The organism is Photobacterium sp. SKA34 (genome assembly GCF_000153325.1).
In the GTDB taxonomy this organism is placed as follows: Bacteria; Pseudomonadota; Gammaproteobacteria; order Enterobacterales; family Vibrionaceae; genus Photobacterium.
The window spans coordinates 322,438-339,106 of sequence record NZ_CH724141.1; the positions used below are offsets into that span (position 1 = coordinate 322,438).

The 16,669-nt window shown below is 38.6% G+C and carries 14 protein-coding genes and 1 pseudogene; 8 read left to right on the top strand and 7 right to left on the bottom strand.

Features of this window, described 5'->3' with window-relative positions; genetic code table 11:
- The first annotated feature begins 165 nt into the window (after positions 1-165).
- Positions 166-957 carry a nitroreductase family protein gene (locus tag SKA34_RS02845; RefSeq protein ID WP_006643999.1) on the top strand — a complete coding sequence of 264 codons (792 nt, stop codon included), beginning with the start codon at positions 166-168 and terminating at the stop codon, positions 955-957.
- Between the two features lie 505 nt (positions 958-1,462).
- Here the strand turns inward: SKA34_RS02845 and SKA34_RS02850 are convergent.
- Positions 1,463-2,203, bottom strand: coding sequence for an EAL domain-containing protein (locus tag SKA34_RS02850; RefSeq protein WP_006644000.1), 741 nt, complete (start codon positions 2,201-2,203; stop codon positions 1,463-1,465).
- 485 nt (positions 2,204-2,688) lie between these two features.
- Here SKA34_RS02850 and SKA34_RS22570 point away from each other — a divergent pair, with 485 nt between their 5' ends.
- Positions 2,689-3,492: a winged helix-turn-helix domain-containing protein gene (locus SKA34_RS22570; protein WP_006644001.1), complete on the top strand. Its 804-nt coding sequence runs from the start codon at positions 2,689-2,691 to the stop codon at positions 3,490-3,492.
- A gap of 570 nt (positions 3,493-4,062) precedes the next feature.
- Here the strand turns inward: SKA34_RS22570 and SKA34_RS02860 are convergent.
- Positions 4,063-4,965, bottom strand: a complete 903-nt coding sequence (locus tag SKA34_RS02860) for an SAM-dependent methyltransferase (RefSeq protein WP_039859630.1) — start codon at positions 4,963-4,965, stop codon at positions 4,063-4,065.
- Between the two features lie 240 nt (positions 4,966-5,205).
- On the opposite strand from SKA34_RS02860, the gene SKA34_RS02865 reads away from it, so the two are divergent.
- Positions 5,206-5,541 (top strand): hypothetical protein, encoded by a 336-nt coding sequence (locus SKA34_RS02865; protein WP_006644003.1) that lies wholly within the window; start codon positions 5,206-5,208, stop codon positions 5,539-5,541.
- Between the two features lie 119 nt (positions 5,542-5,660).
- On the opposite strand, the gene SKA34_RS02870 is transcribed toward SKA34_RS02865, so the two are convergent.
- The 3 genes and pseudogenes from SKA34_RS02870 to SKA34_RS02880 form a co-directional block, all read right to left on the bottom strand.
- A complete protein-coding gene (locus SKA34_RS02870; protein ID WP_006644004.1) occupies positions 5,661-6,077 on the bottom strand; it encodes a MarR family winged helix-turn-helix transcriptional regulator in 417 nt (138 codons plus the stop codon).
- Positions 6,040-7,021, bottom strand: a pseudogene (gene dmeF, locus SKA34_RS02875) (CDF family Co(II)/Ni(II) efflux transporter DmeF). The gene SKA34_RS02870 and the pseudogene dmeF overlap by 38 nt, the downstream one beginning before the upstream one ends.
- Positions 7,022-7,179: 158 nt before the next feature.
- Positions 7,180-7,638: an Ivy family c-type lysozyme inhibitor gene (locus tag SKA34_RS02880; RefSeq protein WP_006644006.1), complete on the bottom strand. Its 459-nt coding sequence runs from the start codon at positions 7,636-7,638 to the stop codon at positions 7,180-7,182.
- Between the two features lie 266 nt (positions 7,639-7,904).
- Here SKA34_RS02880 and SKA34_RS02885 point away from each other — a divergent pair, with 266 nt between their 5' ends.
- From SKA34_RS02885 to SKA34_RS02895, 3 genes are all read left to right on the top strand, one after another.
- A complete protein-coding gene (locus SKA34_RS02885; RefSeq protein ID WP_006644007.1) occupies positions 7,905-8,426 on the top strand; it encodes a hypothetical protein in 522 nt (173 codons plus the stop codon).
- Between the two features lie 161 nt (positions 8,427-8,587).
- On the top strand, positions 8,588-9,124 hold the full coding sequence (locus SKA34_RS02890; protein ID WP_006644008.1) for a heme NO-binding domain-containing protein: 537 nt from the start codon (positions 8,588-8,590) through the stop codon (positions 9,122-9,124).
- Positions 9,124-10,854: an ATP-binding protein gene (locus SKA34_RS02895; RefSeq protein WP_006644009.1), complete on the top strand. Its 1,731-nt coding sequence runs from the start codon at positions 9,124-9,126 to the stop codon at positions 10,852-10,854. Before SKA34_RS02890 ends, SKA34_RS02895 begins: the two co-directional genes overlap by 1 nt.
- Positions 10,855-10,946: 92 nt before the next feature.
- Here SKA34_RS02895 and mrdA read toward each other — a convergent pair whose 3' ends face one another.
- Positions 10,947-12,932 (bottom strand): penicillin-binding protein 2, encoded by a 1,986-nt coding sequence (mrdA, locus tag SKA34_RS02900; RefSeq protein ID WP_006644010.1) that lies wholly within the window; start codon positions 12,930-12,932, stop codon positions 10,947-10,949.
- Positions 12,933-13,151: 219 nt separating this feature from the next.
- Between mrdA and SKA34_RS02905 the strand changes: the two genes are divergently transcribed.
- Entirely contained in the window at positions 13,152-13,775 is a 624-nt protein-coding gene (locus SKA34_RS02905) for a PolC-type DNA polymerase III (protein WP_006644011.1), read from the top strand.
- A gap of 78 nt (positions 13,776-13,853) precedes the next feature.
- Positions 13,854-14,909 carry an endonuclease/exonuclease/phosphatase family protein gene (locus SKA34_RS02910; RefSeq protein ID WP_006644012.1) on the top strand — a complete coding sequence of 352 codons (1,056 nt, stop codon included), beginning with the start codon at positions 13,854-13,856 and terminating at the stop codon, positions 14,907-14,909.
- A gap of 126 nt (positions 14,910-15,035) precedes the next feature.
- Here the strand turns inward: SKA34_RS02910 and SKA34_RS02915 are convergent, their stop codons facing one another.
- The gene (locus SKA34_RS02915; RefSeq protein WP_006644013.1) at positions 15,036-16,526 is read right to left on the bottom strand and encodes a DEAD/DEAH box helicase; all 1,491 of its coding nucleotides are present in this window, start codon (positions 16,524-16,526) and stop codon (positions 15,036-15,038) included.
- Positions 16,527-16,669: the final 143 nt, after the last annotated feature.

Consider the following 16,669-nt stretch of genomic DNA (forward strand, 5'->3'; position numbering starts at 1 on the left):
AAGAAGTATGGGATACGCTTCTAACACGTTTTGGGGCAAATACGAGTTAGCAAGAAAGCTAACCCATTGAATAGTTAACTCATCGTGATCATCGACTTGCTTCACAACCCAATAACAGGTAGAAATACGCACAGCGATTTTCATCTTATATAGGTTGTTTACAACATGATCGATACACCTGAAAAAGAACGCACTGGGTCTAGTTCACCAGCGTCTTTACCATTAACAACATCGTCCAAAGCCGAACAATATGCCGAATTGGTGCATAGCCGTCGTTCGGTACGTAAATATGATGCATACAGTGCTTTCGATCATGAAGCGGTAACCCGTGCACTTAATCTCGCCACCTTGTCCCCTAACAGTTCAAACATGCAATTGTGGCAATTTCATCGTGTTGTCAGTGATGATAAACGCGAACAACTGGCAAAGCTGTGTATGGGGCAAAATGCGGCAAAAACGGCACGCGAGTTAATTGTTATCACCACTACGCCTTATAAGTGGAAACAGCGTGCGAAAATGAATGCGGCACAAATTCGAGATGCCTTTAATGGCCGTGAAGATGCTACGTCTAAACGCGCTGTTAAATATTATGAAAAGCTGATCCCGTTTTTATACCGTAACGATCGCTTTGGTATCATGGGCGCTATTCGTAAGGTAATTGTGGCGTATTTAGGGCGTAAAAAGCCGATGGTACGTGAAGTGAGTAAGGCGGATTTACGTGTGTGCCTACATAAAAGCACATCCCTTGCGGCGATGACCTTTATGACGGCAATGCGCGCGGAAGGTTACGATACCTGCCCAATGGAAGGTTTTGATTCTAAGCGTGTTAAGCAACTGCTTGGTTTAAACCCTAAAGATGAAATCACTATGATTATTGGTTGTGGCCCTCGCGCTGAAGACGGCATTTATGGCGACCGCCATCGTGTAGACAACAGCGAAGTAATTATTAAGCACTGATCCCTTGCCTAGCAATGTGGCGGAATGAATTAGTCTTCCGCCATTTTTTCTCACCTTTTGCTCTTCCTCATCACAATAATTACTTGCTATACACCACAAAGAATCACGCCTACCGGTAAGGGCATACACTTAGGCGATGTTTTATCTGGGGTTAAGCTACAAGCCGACAGAAATAAGCAAGATATGAGTAGTAGTAGTTTCATGGTTAATGCGCGCTTTTTGTAATTGAATGGTGTTTTATCTAAAACGACTTCATTTAAAAAGCACTTGAATATAGCGCATAAATATCTTGTTACAGTTACCTATTAGTTCTGCATGCTGTTCATCTTAGATACAGAAAACTCACAAGTAATTATATTATAAGTAAGGTTTTTATTACTTTGAGCCAATTTTGGAACTCATTAATAACTGTTATGCGTTACTTTCTAATACCTTTTATTCACGCTAACAAGGTTATGTGTTGATGTTACGATTATTAGCTGTTGCTTCATCACTGTTCATTACATTAGTGTAAATGAAACTCCTCTAGTTCAGATTGCTCCTTAGGGTATGAAATATAATAACCCTGTAACTTAACATTATGATTTTTTATGAGCTGATAAATGTATTGGCTCTCAATCCCCTCAAGAACAACGTCGGTGTTCTGGTTAGCAAGTTGCTTAACAAAATGTGATAAATGGCTACTTTCGTAATCTGCATGTATGTATGATTTATCCATTTTCACCACATCCCAATTTATCAGCCCTAACCAGAATAGATGTTTGCTGCAGTTGTGGTAGAAGTCATCAAACCAGAGCTTCATCCCTTTATCCTGCAAACGTGAAATGTTTTCAGATATCGTTAACAACTTTGATACTTGATTAACTTCAATATCAAACTCCGTTATTTCAAGAGCAATGGGCATTTGAGATTTTGATAATAATTTACCAACGAAGTATTTATCTAATAAACATGAGATAGGCATATTATAAGAGATTAAAGGTACATTATCAGAGTACAGAGATTTAAAATGTCCTATTTGCTGCAAACAAATATCTTTAATAATTGATATTGAGTGAGAACAAAAGAAAACCTCATTATCAATAGTAATATCTGAGTGTATTTTTACCGTTGATAAACATTCAAAAGCATATATTTTAGATTTACATGTTTCAGTTATTGGCTGAAGCTTAAAGTCTAAACATGCTAATATATTTTCTTTATCATCTATTACCAAACAACCTTTTTTATTTTTTTTTACTCTCATGGTGAGCCTTAATAAAGTTTTGATGTAAATTTATAAATTAAACTTATATATCATCATGATTATTAACCTTTGTTTAATTTACATACCTTTCCACTAAAACACCTAATATTGAGCAAACAACCACAACACAATCGTAACACATCATACAAAAAAACATAAAAAATACATAAAAAACACATAGAAACAAAACCAACAAAAACATTTAAAACAATAACTTAATGATAAAGTTAATTTTTTACTTTTAAATGTTAGATAATTATCTATTTAAAACCCCTTATCTTCTAAAGAAAGTAACAGGTATTCTACCTCTTATTAGTTTTCACTTTAATTCTATAAAAAAATCATACCAGTTTAATATTAATTGCTTTTTCGTTGTTATTAATAATTATAGATTTATTATTTTTATTGTTGTAACATGCTTTCCCACTAAAATTACGCCTTATTTATCTCGTCATTATTATATAATTACAATGAGAGAGTTTTTCATGGATAAAAAAATTTACCAAATACACAACTTAACTTATGATCCTGTAGTTCGACGTCTATCATCTAATGATGGTAAAAATGCATTTTTGACACCTAAGGAAGCTTGTGTACTAACAATATTACTTGAAGCAAAAGATCAATGTATAAATAAAGAAGTGCTTTTTTGTGGTTGCTGGGGAGAAACTATTGTAACAGAGCAATCTTTAACCAATATTATTTCTAAATTAAGAAAAATATTAAAATCAGTTTGTGGTGATCTCATTACTATTAGTACAGTTATTAAGGAGGGTTACATACTAGAAATCCTTCCTGAAACTAAAATAGAAGATGTTTCCGATGAAAATTTAGTAAAAGAACAATGTTGCAAGCCAGCAACACATACTATGTCTACAGATAAAAAAAGATACATTATTTGCTCTATATTTTTCGCTTCCTTTTTAATGATAATAAGTATCTATACATACTATGCTCGTAAATCCCCTTTTTTTTTAGATAAGCAAGAATACAATATCACTAAAAATATAAATAAAAGTCGCTTTTATCTACAGTCAATGACAAAGAAACGTAATGCTTCCGATCCATTATTCGATGCGCTTGCGGCGACTATTCCTACTGATTGTAATTTAGATTTATTCGTAAGGATCTATCAATCAATAGACGCTCCAGAAAAAGAAGGAATGAGTATTTTTCTCGTAAATAGCGACAATCAATATGCAAATTTTTATTTATCTGACTATAAAATGGAAGAGAAATTTGTATCTCTAAAGGCATATTTAACCGAAGGTCATGGGCTGTGCATTTAATCATCACACTGTTAATTCCCTTGATACTGTCGATAGCCATTTTATCTAATAATTTCATAATATTATGAGCATTAAAACTGGCACTGTGACTCAATCAAAACAAGTTTTATGTCTGAGTCATTTAAACAATATCTATCTATTGCTAAACATATGCCCATTTCATTTTACTCAGATGATCATTTTACAATTAGAGAGATGAGCGGCGTAACGACAAAAGTAGGTACTGTTGAAAATATAAAAGTGACTTATACAAGAACATACGAAAAATCATTCAGCAACCTGATACTGAATATCGAAGAGGTTATTTTCAATAAACCTCACTCAGACAATATCATTAACAACGATTAGGCTAGTTATAACAATATGAGAATTAGTTACAAAATTAGACTAAAAGATAATACGTTATTTTTTCTCAACAAAAATAAAAGTGAAATCCATAACTTTGTATGTTTTAAAGTGTAAATTTAGTCAGTCATGTCTCATAGTTTCTCGCTCTATAAGGAAGTTTACCTCTACTATCATCTTCCAAAATAAACCATACAAGGGAAAATGCTTGTAATCTGCCCTATATTATCGATTCGCAATAACAAAATGCTCAAGTTTTAAAATATGATGCTCTGGCAGCGTTCTACCTACGGGTGTGAAATAAACGGTATTTAAGTCTGCCAGCGTCATATTTTCTTCAAGTGAAAAGCCATGTTGTGACAGTAAGTTATCAATCTCTTGTGCAGTAAACAGTGATACCCAAGGTTCGCCAACTTTCGCTGATAGCGATTTAATCATTTCCGCCCTTTTACTTGCCTTCGGATACCCTTTGCCAAAACAGGCTGAAGGATCATCATCTAGGTTTTTATCAACATACGATAAAAAGAAAGTTGAATGATTATTGGTCGTTAGTTCTGCAGCTTGCGCTATCGTTAGCGAAAGTGCAGCTTTCGAAATGTATTGTGATACCCCTTCAAGGGTAAACAGCGTTGCTTTAGTTCGATCAAAGCCTGCTAACAATAGTCGCTCTGAGATTAACTGATGATTAAAATCGACACTAACATATGTCACATTTTCTATATTTGGAACTGCTTGAGTTAGCTTAGTACGCTTTCTCTCTTGAACATCAGGTTGGTCGACTTCAAATACTTTAACCTGAGTGGGTAAATCTAACCGGTGTGCTCGAGTATCGTACCCTGCCCCTAAAATAACATATTGCTCTATGCCATTCGCCACGGACTTTTTAACTAAATCATCAATGAATCGAGTACGAGAGATAAGGTGTTCATGAAAGCCTGGCATAAACTGTTCGGTTAACCAAACAGCGAATGGATGCCCCATTAGTTTGATTAATCCCGCACCGAAAACAAACCGCTCAGCATAGGGATCAGAAATAATACGCTTATTTGGTGGCGCTAATGTTTCTATTAGGCGCTGTTTAGCAACACCTTGCGCTGTCCCGTCTTTTTTAAACATAGTCTGACTCATTGCCTCATCCAAACACTCGATTTAATAACTTATGTGTGATTAAACAATTAAGATCACTACTTCTCACTCCGGTAACCATACTTAAACTACCACAAAGGCTTTTCAGCAGAGAAAGAAAGAAAACCTAATTCGTTATTTATAACCCGTGAGATCAATCGCATTTCTGCGTATCTGTCATAAACATAAAACCTTGATTGCATATCATTAAAGAGCATTTATCAATTAAAAGGAGACTGGATAATGTCTTGTTTACACACTCATTCACACGAATCTCATACCCATGGTCCTGATTGTGGTCATACTGCAATACGCCATAATGGTCATGTCGATTATTTAGTTGATGGTAAATTACACCACCCGCATGGCGATCATTGTGATGAACATGTCATCGAGTTTGACGATGCTCATCCTAATGAATGTAACCATAACCATGCATGTGGCGATCATGTTCACGGCCCTGATTGTGGTCATGAGGCTATCCAACATGGTGATCATATTGATTATATTGTTAATGGTAGGCTACACCATCAACACGGCGATCACTGTGATGATCACGGCCCTGTTGAATTAGTATAAGGTTCGATATTTTAGGCTAGAAAGTTGCCAACAATATCTGATACAGGTTGGCAACTGTTTCAAGATTGCACGATGAATAAACTACTGTTGTGAAACAATACGTTGATTTTAAAATACGTTTAAAACTCTTTATTCATCTTTTCAATACACGAAATCAATATCTCTTCATGCTCAGGCTCTATGTGCATAGTTAAATCATTCACTAAATCAAGGTGCAATTGATTGTGCTTAACATGAATGGCTTGCCCTGCTTCTGTCAAAGTCACCACAATCGCGCGGCGATCAGTTGGGTGAGCACAACGTTCAATCAAGTTTGCTTTCACTAATTTCTCAATTTGAACAGTTAACGTACCCGTTGTGATCCCCAATTTATCGGCAAGCTCTTTCATTCTAAGAGGGCCTTGAACGCCTAAAACTTCAATCGTATGAACTTGCGCCAAGGTGTAACCTGTTTCTTTAACAACAGATTGCTCCCATGATGACATTTTGTCATAAAATTCAGTCAGTAATTGGTTTAGGCGTTCTATGTTTTTCATGATTATTATTAGTGTACTTCGAGAGTAAGATGACTAATCTTATCAAATTTTGACAAAATTTGTTTATAATCATCAATGATGAAGTCTCTAGTTGATTGCAGTGTTATCGCTGCAGAGTAGTGATTACCACTAATTTTCCAGATATGTAAATCCATAACCTTGGCATAAGGTGACAACGCATCATGGATAGATTTTCTATAGTCTGAATCAATGTTCTCATCTAACAAGATCGGGGTTGTTTGCTTCATTAAGTTCATTGTCCATTTAATGATCACACACCCACCAACAATGCCCATAACTGCATCCATCCAATCCCAGCCATAATATTTCCCGAACAATAGCGCAACAATGGCAAGTAATGAGGTCAAGGTATCAGCAAGCACGTGTAGATAAGCGGCTCTTAAATTGTGGTCGTGATGATGATGCCCATGGCTGTGATCATGATGATCGTGTGCATGACTATGATTGTGGTCGTGATCGTGGCTATGACCGTGAGAATGACCATGCCCATTAAGTAAAAATATGCTGGCTAAATTTACGGTTAAGCCAATACACGCAACCACTATCGCTTCATTAAATTGAATAGCGTGTGGGTTAAATAAACGATGAATGGATTCCGCAATCATTAATACTGCAACAATGCCTAATACAATCGCACTGGTATATCCGCCCAGCACGCTAACCTTACCTGTACCAAAGGAAAAACGGTCATTATTACTGTGTTTTCTTGCGTAACGGTAAGCAAATAGCGTGATACAAAATGCGGCAGCATGGGTACCCATATGCCACCCATCCGCTAATAGGGCCATAGAGCCATAAACTGTCCCCGCTATAATTTCGATAAGCATGGTTGTCAGCGTCAGTAAGAGCACATAAAACGTCCCTTTTTCTCCCTGCTGATCATGAGATGAAAAATCATGACCGTGTTGTAGTTCCAACTTCATAAATCGCCCATTTAGTTTGATAGTCAAATTATTTGAATATTAATCTAGTTTGATCATCAAACAATGTCAATGGCGGTTCCAATAAAACTCAGGCATAAAAAAACGTGCCGTTACTATCACGGCACGTTTCTTGTATTTATAACAATAATTGCTTAGGTTTATTTCCAATTAGGATTTTGTAGCAACGCTTGTTGCAGTAACCCTTTCATATTGTCATCAGGGTTACCAATAAATTGGTAATTCGCGTATTCACTGGGTTTGGTAATAGCACCATTGGTATCTTTAACGTGCACTACCATCGAATATTCTTTGTTATCTTTACCCGTTAACCTGATCATAAAATCACCCGCACAATTATGCGGTTTACAATAAGAAACGGCTTTGTAAGTTTCATCACCATCAACAATATTATCTAGTGGCGCTGTCACTTTATTTTCTGATACCCACTTAGGGATTTTTTGTATTTCAGGCGCTACAGACTGGGTTTGCTCAACAACAACGGTTTCAGTTTCCGCGACGTTTTGCGTTTGATCGTTTGGCGATTGCTCTTTAGGTGCTTTGTCATTACAACCTGCAAGTAACAAAACAGTTGATGTTGCTAATAATAGCTTTTTCATTTTATTCATTCCTAAATTTGCGCACCGCTCAAATCACTTTACGCCTGCGGCACGAATACTTATTACAAAATAATGCTTTTCTGGCTCTAACACTATCGAATATAAGAGCAAAAAGTATCTATAATTTGGCAAACATTATTACAGAAGTGAAATACTGAGGTTCCAATTACATATGTGTGTATTTTTCACTCAATCACTTGAATTAACATACCTTCTTTACCGTAATTAAGTTAAGGTATAAGCAATTAAATAAAAGAAGCGAACATATGCAGGTTACTACAGAAAAACTAATTACTTTAAAAAACGCTTGGATGGCAAGCCATATTACCGATGCTGAGTTTCCAACACCGCTAAGTGAAAAGGGATTAGAACTGTATCAACTGTCTCAAACAGCTTTAACTACGCATTCCATTGACTCTTCTTTATCAGCACTCGATGCTTCTTTATCTTTCTACCCTGTTGATTGCCACCCTCTTACTATTCGTTATTCTTTAGTTCGTGCATCCCAATGGGAAAATGAACAAGAAAAAGAAGCGGTTATTGAGTATTTAACTCAAATTATGTTTGAGCCGAATGCAGAAGCGACACTTTATGTCGGCTTTTTCAAAGGTAAACCCGCCGCTTGTGGCATGATTTATACTCATGCAGAAGATGTTGAGAAATATAGCCTTGTTTCCGATGTGTATGCATTACCGTTACCAAACCAGCAGCAATTAATAACGGATATGGAAAATTACCTTATCCATTCTGCGCAACAATTCTCGCAAGCTGTCGTGATCCAAAAGTAAAAATAGTCACGAAGCTAATAATTAGCTTCGTGATTTAGCCCTTTCTTCAGCAATTAACCTGTTGTTTTTGACGAACCTTCAATCTCTGCCATACTAAGTTACGGAGTTAATTGAATTAATTTCCTTACAAAGTATGTGTATTGATAAGATCGGAGAAAATTATGAAAGGGATTATTTTTACAGAATTTATCGATATAGTTGAAAATACTTTCGACCTTCAAGTATGCCAATCAATGCTAGATATGGCTGACGATCCAGGTGTTTATACCTCTGTCGGTAGCTATGAGCACCAACGATTAGTCAATCTGATTATTTGTTTGCATAAGGTAACTGGTGTTTCCCCCGAAAGCCTTCAGCAAACTTTCGGTCGCGCTGTTTTCCCGCGTTTACTTACTTTATTACCTGACCATCATTTTTCCGATTCCAACACCTTTGATTTTATTCGCAGTGTGGAGTTATACATCCACCAAGAAGTAAAAAAGCTTTATCCTGATACAACGCCCCCTCGCTTTGAATTTTCCAATCAAACAGAAACAACTCTGACTATGGATTATCATTCAGCTCGATGCATGGGTTATGTTTGTTTGGGGTTATTGGAGGGATGTGCCGATCATTTTGAGCAACATATTGATATCGCACTTGAACCAACAACAAGCAAAAAATGTGTCCGCTTTCATTTGTCATTGAGTGATAATTAATGATCGATCCTGAAAAACATATTGCTTTATTAAAACTAAAACTCAATCGCGAACATGCATCAAGATTAGCCGCTGAAAAGTTATTAGAAGCGAAAAGTCATGAGCTTTATAATGCAAATCAATTACTTAATGATTCTTACGAAAAGTTACAAATGCAGGCGAAATTTGATTCTGAGCTTTTAACCTATCAGAACAAAATGGAAAACTTGTTACTTCGCTACGCGCGATTATTTTTAAAGCACAGTGCGACACGGGAAAGTATTCAACAATTATTAGACAGCCTCGTTGATGGTATTTACATATCAGGCTGTCATATCAGCATTTATCCTGCCGATAATATTAATATATCAGGCAGCTACTCCAGCGGCCGTTTACAACAATGGATTCCTCCAGCAGATCTAGACTCGACCAACTCATTATGGGATATAGGCGAACATACCCTTTGGATAAATATTATTAATAACAGGGGGAAAATAGGTGTTTTGGCAGTCAGGATAGCCTGCAAGGATGACCGTCTCCCTGCTATTCAAAAACATATGGCGCTATTTTGTGAATTGTTTCGTTCTGCAATTGGCAGGCAAATAACATTTAACCAAGCTATAGATGCCAAAAAACGCGCAGAAGATTCAGAACAATCCACCCGTGATTTTCTTGCTATGATCAATCATGAATTACGGACACCGCTTAATGGCTTACTTGGCTCTGCGGAATTACTGCAAGATACACCGCTTGATAACGACCAACAAAAACTCTTAACTACACTTAATCACTCGGGTGAATTACTACGAGCGATCATTAATGACTTACTCGATTACAGCAAGATAAATGCAGGCATGTTGGAGCTCATTGAAAAACCATTTGATTGCCATTTATTAGCGGTAAAACTGGAAGATATTTTTACCCATCGTTCCCACGAAAAAAGATTAGATTTTAATATTTACTACTCCCACGACTTACCCAAAGTATTCATTGGTGATGAAGATAGAATTAAGCAAATTTTTGTTAATTTGATCTCTAACGCGATTAAATTCACCCCAGCAGGATTTGTTCACGCTAAGCTCTGGTGGCACAACAAGCAGCTACAATTTACGGTAAAAGACAGTGGTTGTGGTATTGATCACTCTGACCAACACAAATTATTCAAACCTTTTAGCCAAGTGGATATTACCAGTAAACGAAGCCACGAAGGCACAGGGCTTGGCTTGGTGATCTGTAAACAACTATGTGAACAAATGGGCGGTTCGATCCGGGTTGAAAGCTCGCTCGGTCGTGGTGCATGCTTTAATGTTTCCTTACCCCTTCCTATTAGTGATCATACCCATTTTAATGCCACAGTGAGACAACCTGATAAAACGCCAATTAAGCATTTAAAAGTCTTAGTAGTTGAAGATTTAAAGACCAATCAAATGATCATTAAGTTGATGCTAAATAAAGTCCAAATTGAACCGACGATTGTTGATAACGGGCAAAAGGCATTAGATTTATTAAATGTCGAATCATTTGATGTGGTGTTTATGGATTGCAGAATGCCGATTATGGATGGCTACACCGCAACGAAAGAGTTACGAAAAAAAGACTATTCCAAACCGATTATTGCCCTAACAGCAGGCACAACGAGCGCTGAACGTGAAGCCTGTATTCAAGCGGGTATGAATGACATTTTATGCAAACCTTATTTGGCTTCCGAACTTCATGATATTTTAACGATTTGGGGCAGTGCGATTGAATAACAATTACGCCTTAAACAATCAAATGTCTAAAAAGCAAAAAAGGCCAACGAAGTGACCTTTTCTCTTATTTAATCAACGTGCGTTTATATCCACTAACTCGCTTTTATATCAGCTGTTTTCGACACGTCCACAGGCGTATCCAAGTTCGTTTCACCACTCTTATCTTGATCCTGCACTTCAGGATCTAGCGTCGGTTTTACTAACACATAATCCATGATCTTACGAGCAAGAGGTGCTGCGTTACGCCCCCATCCACCGTGTTCTAAAATAACGGATACCAATACTTTCGGATCATGTAACGGTGCAAATCCAGTAAACAAGGCATGGTCACGTAAATTCTCGGCAACCTCACTAGCATCATAGTTTTCGTTATCTGACATGGTATAAACCTGACTGGTACCTGTTTTACCTGCCGCTTCATAGCCTAAGTTTTTAAACTCTTTACGTGCCGTACCCTTAGTGGTAACTAAGTGCATGCCTTCTTGCGCAATTTGCCAATCTTTTAATGGCACAGGCTCGACCTTTGGAAAGTCTTTAAACTTAACAATATTTTCTTTGTCATCATCGATTATTGCATATAGCAAGTGGGGACGATGAACGACACCAGACTCTGCCACAACCGAGGTTGCTTTGGCTATCTGCATCGGCGTTGCTGTCCAGTAGCCCTGTCCAATACCTATAGGGATAGTGTCACCTTGGTACCAAGGTTGTTTGGTATGTAGGCGCTTCCATTGACGTGTTGGCATATTACCGGATGTTTCTTCTTTAATATCAATACCAGTGGGTTCACCGTAACCAAATTTGTTCATCCACATCGATAGTCGATCAATCCCCATATCGTAAGCAACTTGATAGAAGAAGGTATCTACTGATTGCTCAATAGCTTTATATACATCAACATTACCGTGCCCCCAACGGACATCATCACGAAATTTACGACTTTTGGAATTAGGAATTCGCCACCAGCCGGGGTTATTACGTACTGTATTGGGTGTGATCACCCCTGTTGCTAATGCCGCAACCGCAATCTGTGGTTTAACCGTTGAACCCGGTGGGTATACACCCAGTGTGGTTCGGTTTACCAACGGGTGCGCAGGGCTGTTCAATAATTTGCTGTACTCACTGGAACTAATACCATGCACAAACAAGTTAGGATCATAACTAGGGCTTGATACCATCGCTAATATGCCATCGTCCTGCGGGTTTAATACCACAATTGCGCCACGACGAGTTTTAGTCTCCATTTTGCCTGTTTTTGGATCTTTCACATCTTCAGTTAATAGCTTGTTGGTGAACAACTGTAAGTTAAGATCAATCGTTAACTTAATATCTTTACCTGAAATAGGCGGAACATACTCTAAGGTACGGATAATACGACCACGGTTGTTTACTTCTACTTTTTCATAGCCTGATTGGCCATGAAGTAAATCTTCATAGTAGCGTTCAACACCGAGCTTTCCGATCGTGCGTGTGGCTTTATAGTTACTATAAATACCCTGCTCTTTTAATGATTTAATATCTCGATCATTGATTTTAGCCACATAACCTAACGTATGTGTTAATGCTGAGCCATAAGGGTAATAGCGCTCTAAATGTGCATCAACATCAACACCAGGGTAATGAAATTCATTAACTGAAAACTCAGCAACTTGCTTTTCCGTCATCTGATCAATTAATGTCACCGGCATAAACGGGCGGGTGTGTTTCTTATCCTTCATAAATGAGGCTATTTCATCATCCGTTACACCCAGTAAGGTTTTTAAACTGTCGAGTGTTTCGGTGAGGTGTGCGACTTTTTCTGGAATAATTTCTAAAGAATAAACAGGTATATTTTCTGCGAGAAGCATACCATTTCGATCGTAAATACGGCCTCGATTAGGTGCAACTGGGATAATTTTAATGCGGTTATCATTCGAACGAGCGGTATATTCGCTGTAATCTTGCACTTCTAAATGATACAAATTACCGATTAATACAAACGATAAAATGATAATCCCAATAAACCCAGCAATCGCTCGACGCTTAAATAGCGATACTTCAGCTTGGTGATCACGAAATTGATTTCTTTCTTTCTTCATAGAATGCTTATGAGATCTCAATGGCCATATGTGCCGTCGTTAACAGAGAATTGCGTTATACCCAATCCGTATAATGCGTGATCTCTCGGTAGAATGTAATAACTGGTTGCTTGTTTGACGATAATTTAACCTCAGTTGTCGCGATATAATGTGTTGGAGGAGTTTACAAGCCCTCAACGACCATTAAAATGACCATCTTCTTTCTTTATAGGTTATACCATGACCCTTTCTCACTCCGCTGACAGCGTGGTTGTTCTCGATTTCGAAACGACTGGTTTATCTCCCAATCAAGGCGATCGTGCTATCGAAATTGGTGCTGTTAAATTAGTTAATGGCGAAATTGTTGACCAATTCCAACAGCTCATGAATCCTGGTTTTCGTGTAAGTAGCTTTATTGAAGGTTACACGGGGATCAGCAATAACATGTTACGTACAGCGCCACCTTGTCATGAGGTAATGGATGCCTTTGCTGATTTCATTGGTGATGCTAACCTTGTGGCCCATAATGCCTCTTTCGATCAACGCTTTTTAGACGCAGAGCTTGCGGATATTGGCAGGTACTATACAGGTACGTTTACCTGTTCAATGCTGATTGCGCGACGTTTATATCAGCATGCGCCAAATCATAAATTAGGCACATTAGTGGATTTCAAACACATTAAACACAATGGCGTATTTCACCGCGCGTTAGCCGATTCTGAAATGACTGCTCGCTTATGGTTAGTCATGCTCGAAGATATTAAACGACAGTATAATCTTCACACCATCTCTTTTGAATTGATGATAAAACTAGCAAAAACACCAAAAGCTAAAATCGATACCTTATTTCACCGTTACGCTTAAGAATAAGTCGTATATTCAGCGTAACAAGTATGCTAAAACAGCTATACCGTTTTTAATAACTTCACTGAGAATTGGATTTTGAAACTGCTAGATACTGAACATTTCCCCCTAGTACCTATCGCTCAGTCGGAGATAAAAATCGCAAGTTTTAATTTATTAAATTATCTTGCTCCCCCTAATGCTTATTATGATTTTGAAAATATTTATAGCTACGAACAGTGGCATAAAAAACAGCATTGGCTAACCTCGATTTTAGATGCGCAACAACCTGATATTATTGGCTTTCAAGAAGTGTTTAGTGCAGATGAACTGAAAGCATTATTACGCGATATTGGCTACCCCCATTTTGCGGTCGTTGATAAACCTAAGGTTGAAGGCGATTTTATTTATCGCAGCCCCGTAGTCGCTATCGCTTCCAAATTTCCCATCACAGAAGTTATCGCGGTGGAAGCTGATAATGAAGCTGCACAATTAATGGGCTGGGCTGAGTTTTCATTTAGTCGCAAGCCACTGCGAGCTACGGTTGATATTCCTCATATTGGCGCAACAGATTGCTATGTCACTCATTTAAAATCCAAGCGTTCATTATTTGATGACCCACTTCCTGAGACGATAGCGAAAACAGGCAGTGCACTTTCTTCTTTTCTTGGACAACGTTTAGGGAGTTGGGGCTCATCCATGCTACGGGGTACTGAAGCGGCTTTACTGCAACTTGCAATGGTGAAGCGACGCGAGCAGACCAGTAACCCTATGGTGCTGTGTGGCGATTATAACGATGTTATTTCAAGTAGTTGTTTAGAAGAGTTAACGGCAAGTCGTGTTTACGGGATGTCAGAAAGTGACACTGAGCGCTTAATTAACTTCTATTGCCTTTACGATGGTTGGCAGCTTTATACTCAAATCAATCCACAAGATGAGGAAACTCGCCCTGCCACACATTACTACAATGGTAAAGGATCAGTATTAGACTACATTCTGCTGTCACAAGAGTTCAATGCGCGTTATTTAGGCTCATTATTTGAAGTTAGCCATTATCACACTGAAGATAAGCATTTGGTCAATTCAAGCTTTGATATTGACGGCTACAGTACTGATCACGCTATTCCTATTGTGACCTTATCACTGAGATCCTAGTACACTTGTACCTCTCGTTTCGCTGATAACCGCTGTTTGCTAAAATAAGCACATAAAAAAACGACTGATATACCCTTTTAGTAAAAGATATTTATCAGTCGTTTTTATTTAACGTGTTAGACGTTATTACGCCGTCGCTTTTGGTGCACGGCTACGCTGTGGAGAGCGACGACGACCATCTGATTTCGGCTTTTCATCGTTGAAACGACGACGAGGCTGATCACCATTTGATTGTGGTTTCGCATCCGTATTGCGTGGCTTACGCGCAGGTCTTGCACCTTGCTCTGAACGCTTCTCGTTGTTTGCAGCATCAGCAGACTGACCCTGTGGACGACGAGATGCTGGTTTACGCTTTGCGCCAGTATTATTGTTTGCGCTTCGCTTTTCACCTGTCGCACCACCATCACGCGCCACAAATGTTTTCTGCTTTTTAGGCTTCTTCGGTTTAATTGGGCGTGTATCTAGCTTAGATTGAGGCAATGCGTTAGTCGGTTTAAAACCTTCAATAATTTCACGCTCAAATACTTGCTGTGTTAAACGCTCGATCGCAGCAAGATCTTTCGCTTCTTCTGCCGACACTAATGAAATCGCTTCACCAACACACCCAGCACGACCGGTACGACCAATACGGTGTACATAGTCTTCTGCTACATGTGGTAAATCAAAGTTCACAACTTGTGGTAGCTGTTCGATATCTAAGCCACGTGCTGCAATGTCTGTCGCAACGAGTACGCGAATATCACCAGACTTAAAGTTAGCGAGTGCCTTAGTACGCGCGCCTTGGCTCTTATTACCATGAATAGCGGCCGCAGAAATTCCACGACTTTCTAAATGGGTAGCAAGCTTATTAGCACCGTGCTTAGTTTTAGTGAAAACAAGCACTTGTTTCCAGTTACGCTTATTAAGTAACTTAGTTAATAAGTTCGGCTTCTTCTTTTGATCAACAGGGCAAATCCACTGCTTTACAGTACGTGCGGTTTGGTTACGCGGGTTAACATCAATCTCTACTGGATTACTCACTAATCCTTTTGCAAGCTCACGAATTTCATCAGAAAACGTTGCAGAGAATAGTAAGTTTTGACGCTCTTTTGGTAATAACGCTAAAATTTTACGGATATCACGGATAAAGCCCATATCTAGCATACGGTCAGCTTCATCAAGAACCAAAATTTCAACATCACGGAATTTCACAGCATTCTGACTATGAAGATCCATTAAACGCCCTGGTGTTGCCACCAATACGTCAGCACCTTTACGCATACGCAGCATCTGTGGGTTTACTTTAACGCCACCAAAAACAACGGCAGAGCTTAGACGTAAGTTTTTGCTGTAAGTCGCAACACTCTCCCCTACTTGAGCGGCTAGCTCACGCGTTGGGGTTAATACAAGTGCGCGTACGTGATTTGAACGAGCAGGTCGACCATTCGCTAAACGTTCTAGCAATGGTAAGGTAAAGCCTGCTGTTTTGCCTGTACCAGTTTGGGCCGCCGCCATTACATCTTTACCCGCAAGAATAGCAGGGATCGCTTGTTCTTGGATTGGTGATGGTTTTTCGTAGCCTTGCTTTGCAACAGCTTCAAGAATTGGGGCAGATAGGCCTAAAGAGGCAAAACTCATAGCATCTCTCTTTTATATAAAACGCCAATTTGGCGATATGTAGTGGCTAATTTAAGCCAGCTATTGAACAAACGAGCTGTTCAATGAGAATAAAACAGGGAAGGTAATGCTTACCTTCCCCGTTGAAATTTACTGATATGTAC

Coding starts and splice junctions, on each gene's coding strand:
- SKA34_RS02845 (WP_006643999.1), top strand. CDS start 166: ATGATCGATACACCTGAAAAAGAACGCACTGGGTCTAGTTCACCAGCG.
- SKA34_RS02850 (WP_006644000.1), bottom strand. CDS start 2,203: ATGAGAGTAAAAAAAAATAAAAAAGGTTGTTTGGTAATAGATGATAAA.
- SKA34_RS22570 (WP_006644001.1), top strand. CDS start 2,689: ATGGATAAAAAAATTTACCAAATACACAACTTAACTTATGATCCTGTA.
- SKA34_RS02860 (WP_039859630.1), bottom strand. CDS start 4,965: ATGAGTCAGACTATGTTTAAAAAAGACGGGACAGCGCAAGGTGTTGCT.
- SKA34_RS02865 (WP_006644003.1), top strand. CDS start 5,206: ATGTCTTGTTTACACACTCATTCACACGAATCTCATACCCATGGTCCT.
- SKA34_RS02870 (WP_006644004.1), bottom strand. CDS start 6,077: ATGAAAAACATAGAACGCCTAAACCAATTACTGACTGAATTTTATGAC.
- SKA34_RS02880 (WP_006644006.1), bottom strand. CDS start 7,638: ATGAAAAAGCTATTATTAGCAACATCAACTGTTTTGTTACTTGCAGGT.
- SKA34_RS02885 (WP_006644007.1), top strand. CDS start 7,905: ATGCAGGTTACTACAGAAAAACTAATTACTTTAAAAAACGCTTGGATG.
- SKA34_RS02890 (WP_006644008.1), top strand. CDS start 8,588: ATGAAAGGGATTATTTTTACAGAATTTATCGATATAGTTGAAAATACT.
- SKA34_RS02895 (WP_006644009.1), top strand. CDS start 9,124: ATGATCGATCCTGAAAAACATATTGCTTTATTAAAACTAAAACTCAAT.
- mrdA (WP_006644010.1), bottom strand. CDS start 12,932: ATGAAGAAAGAAAGAAATCAATTTCGTGATCACCAAGCTGAAGTATCG.
- SKA34_RS02905 (WP_006644011.1), top strand. CDS start 13,152: ATGACCCTTTCTCACTCCGCTGACAGCGTGGTTGTTCTCGATTTCGAA.
- SKA34_RS02915 (WP_006644013.1), bottom strand. CDS start 16,526: ATGAGTTTTGCCTCTTTAGGCCTATCTGCCCCAATTCTTGAAGCTGTT.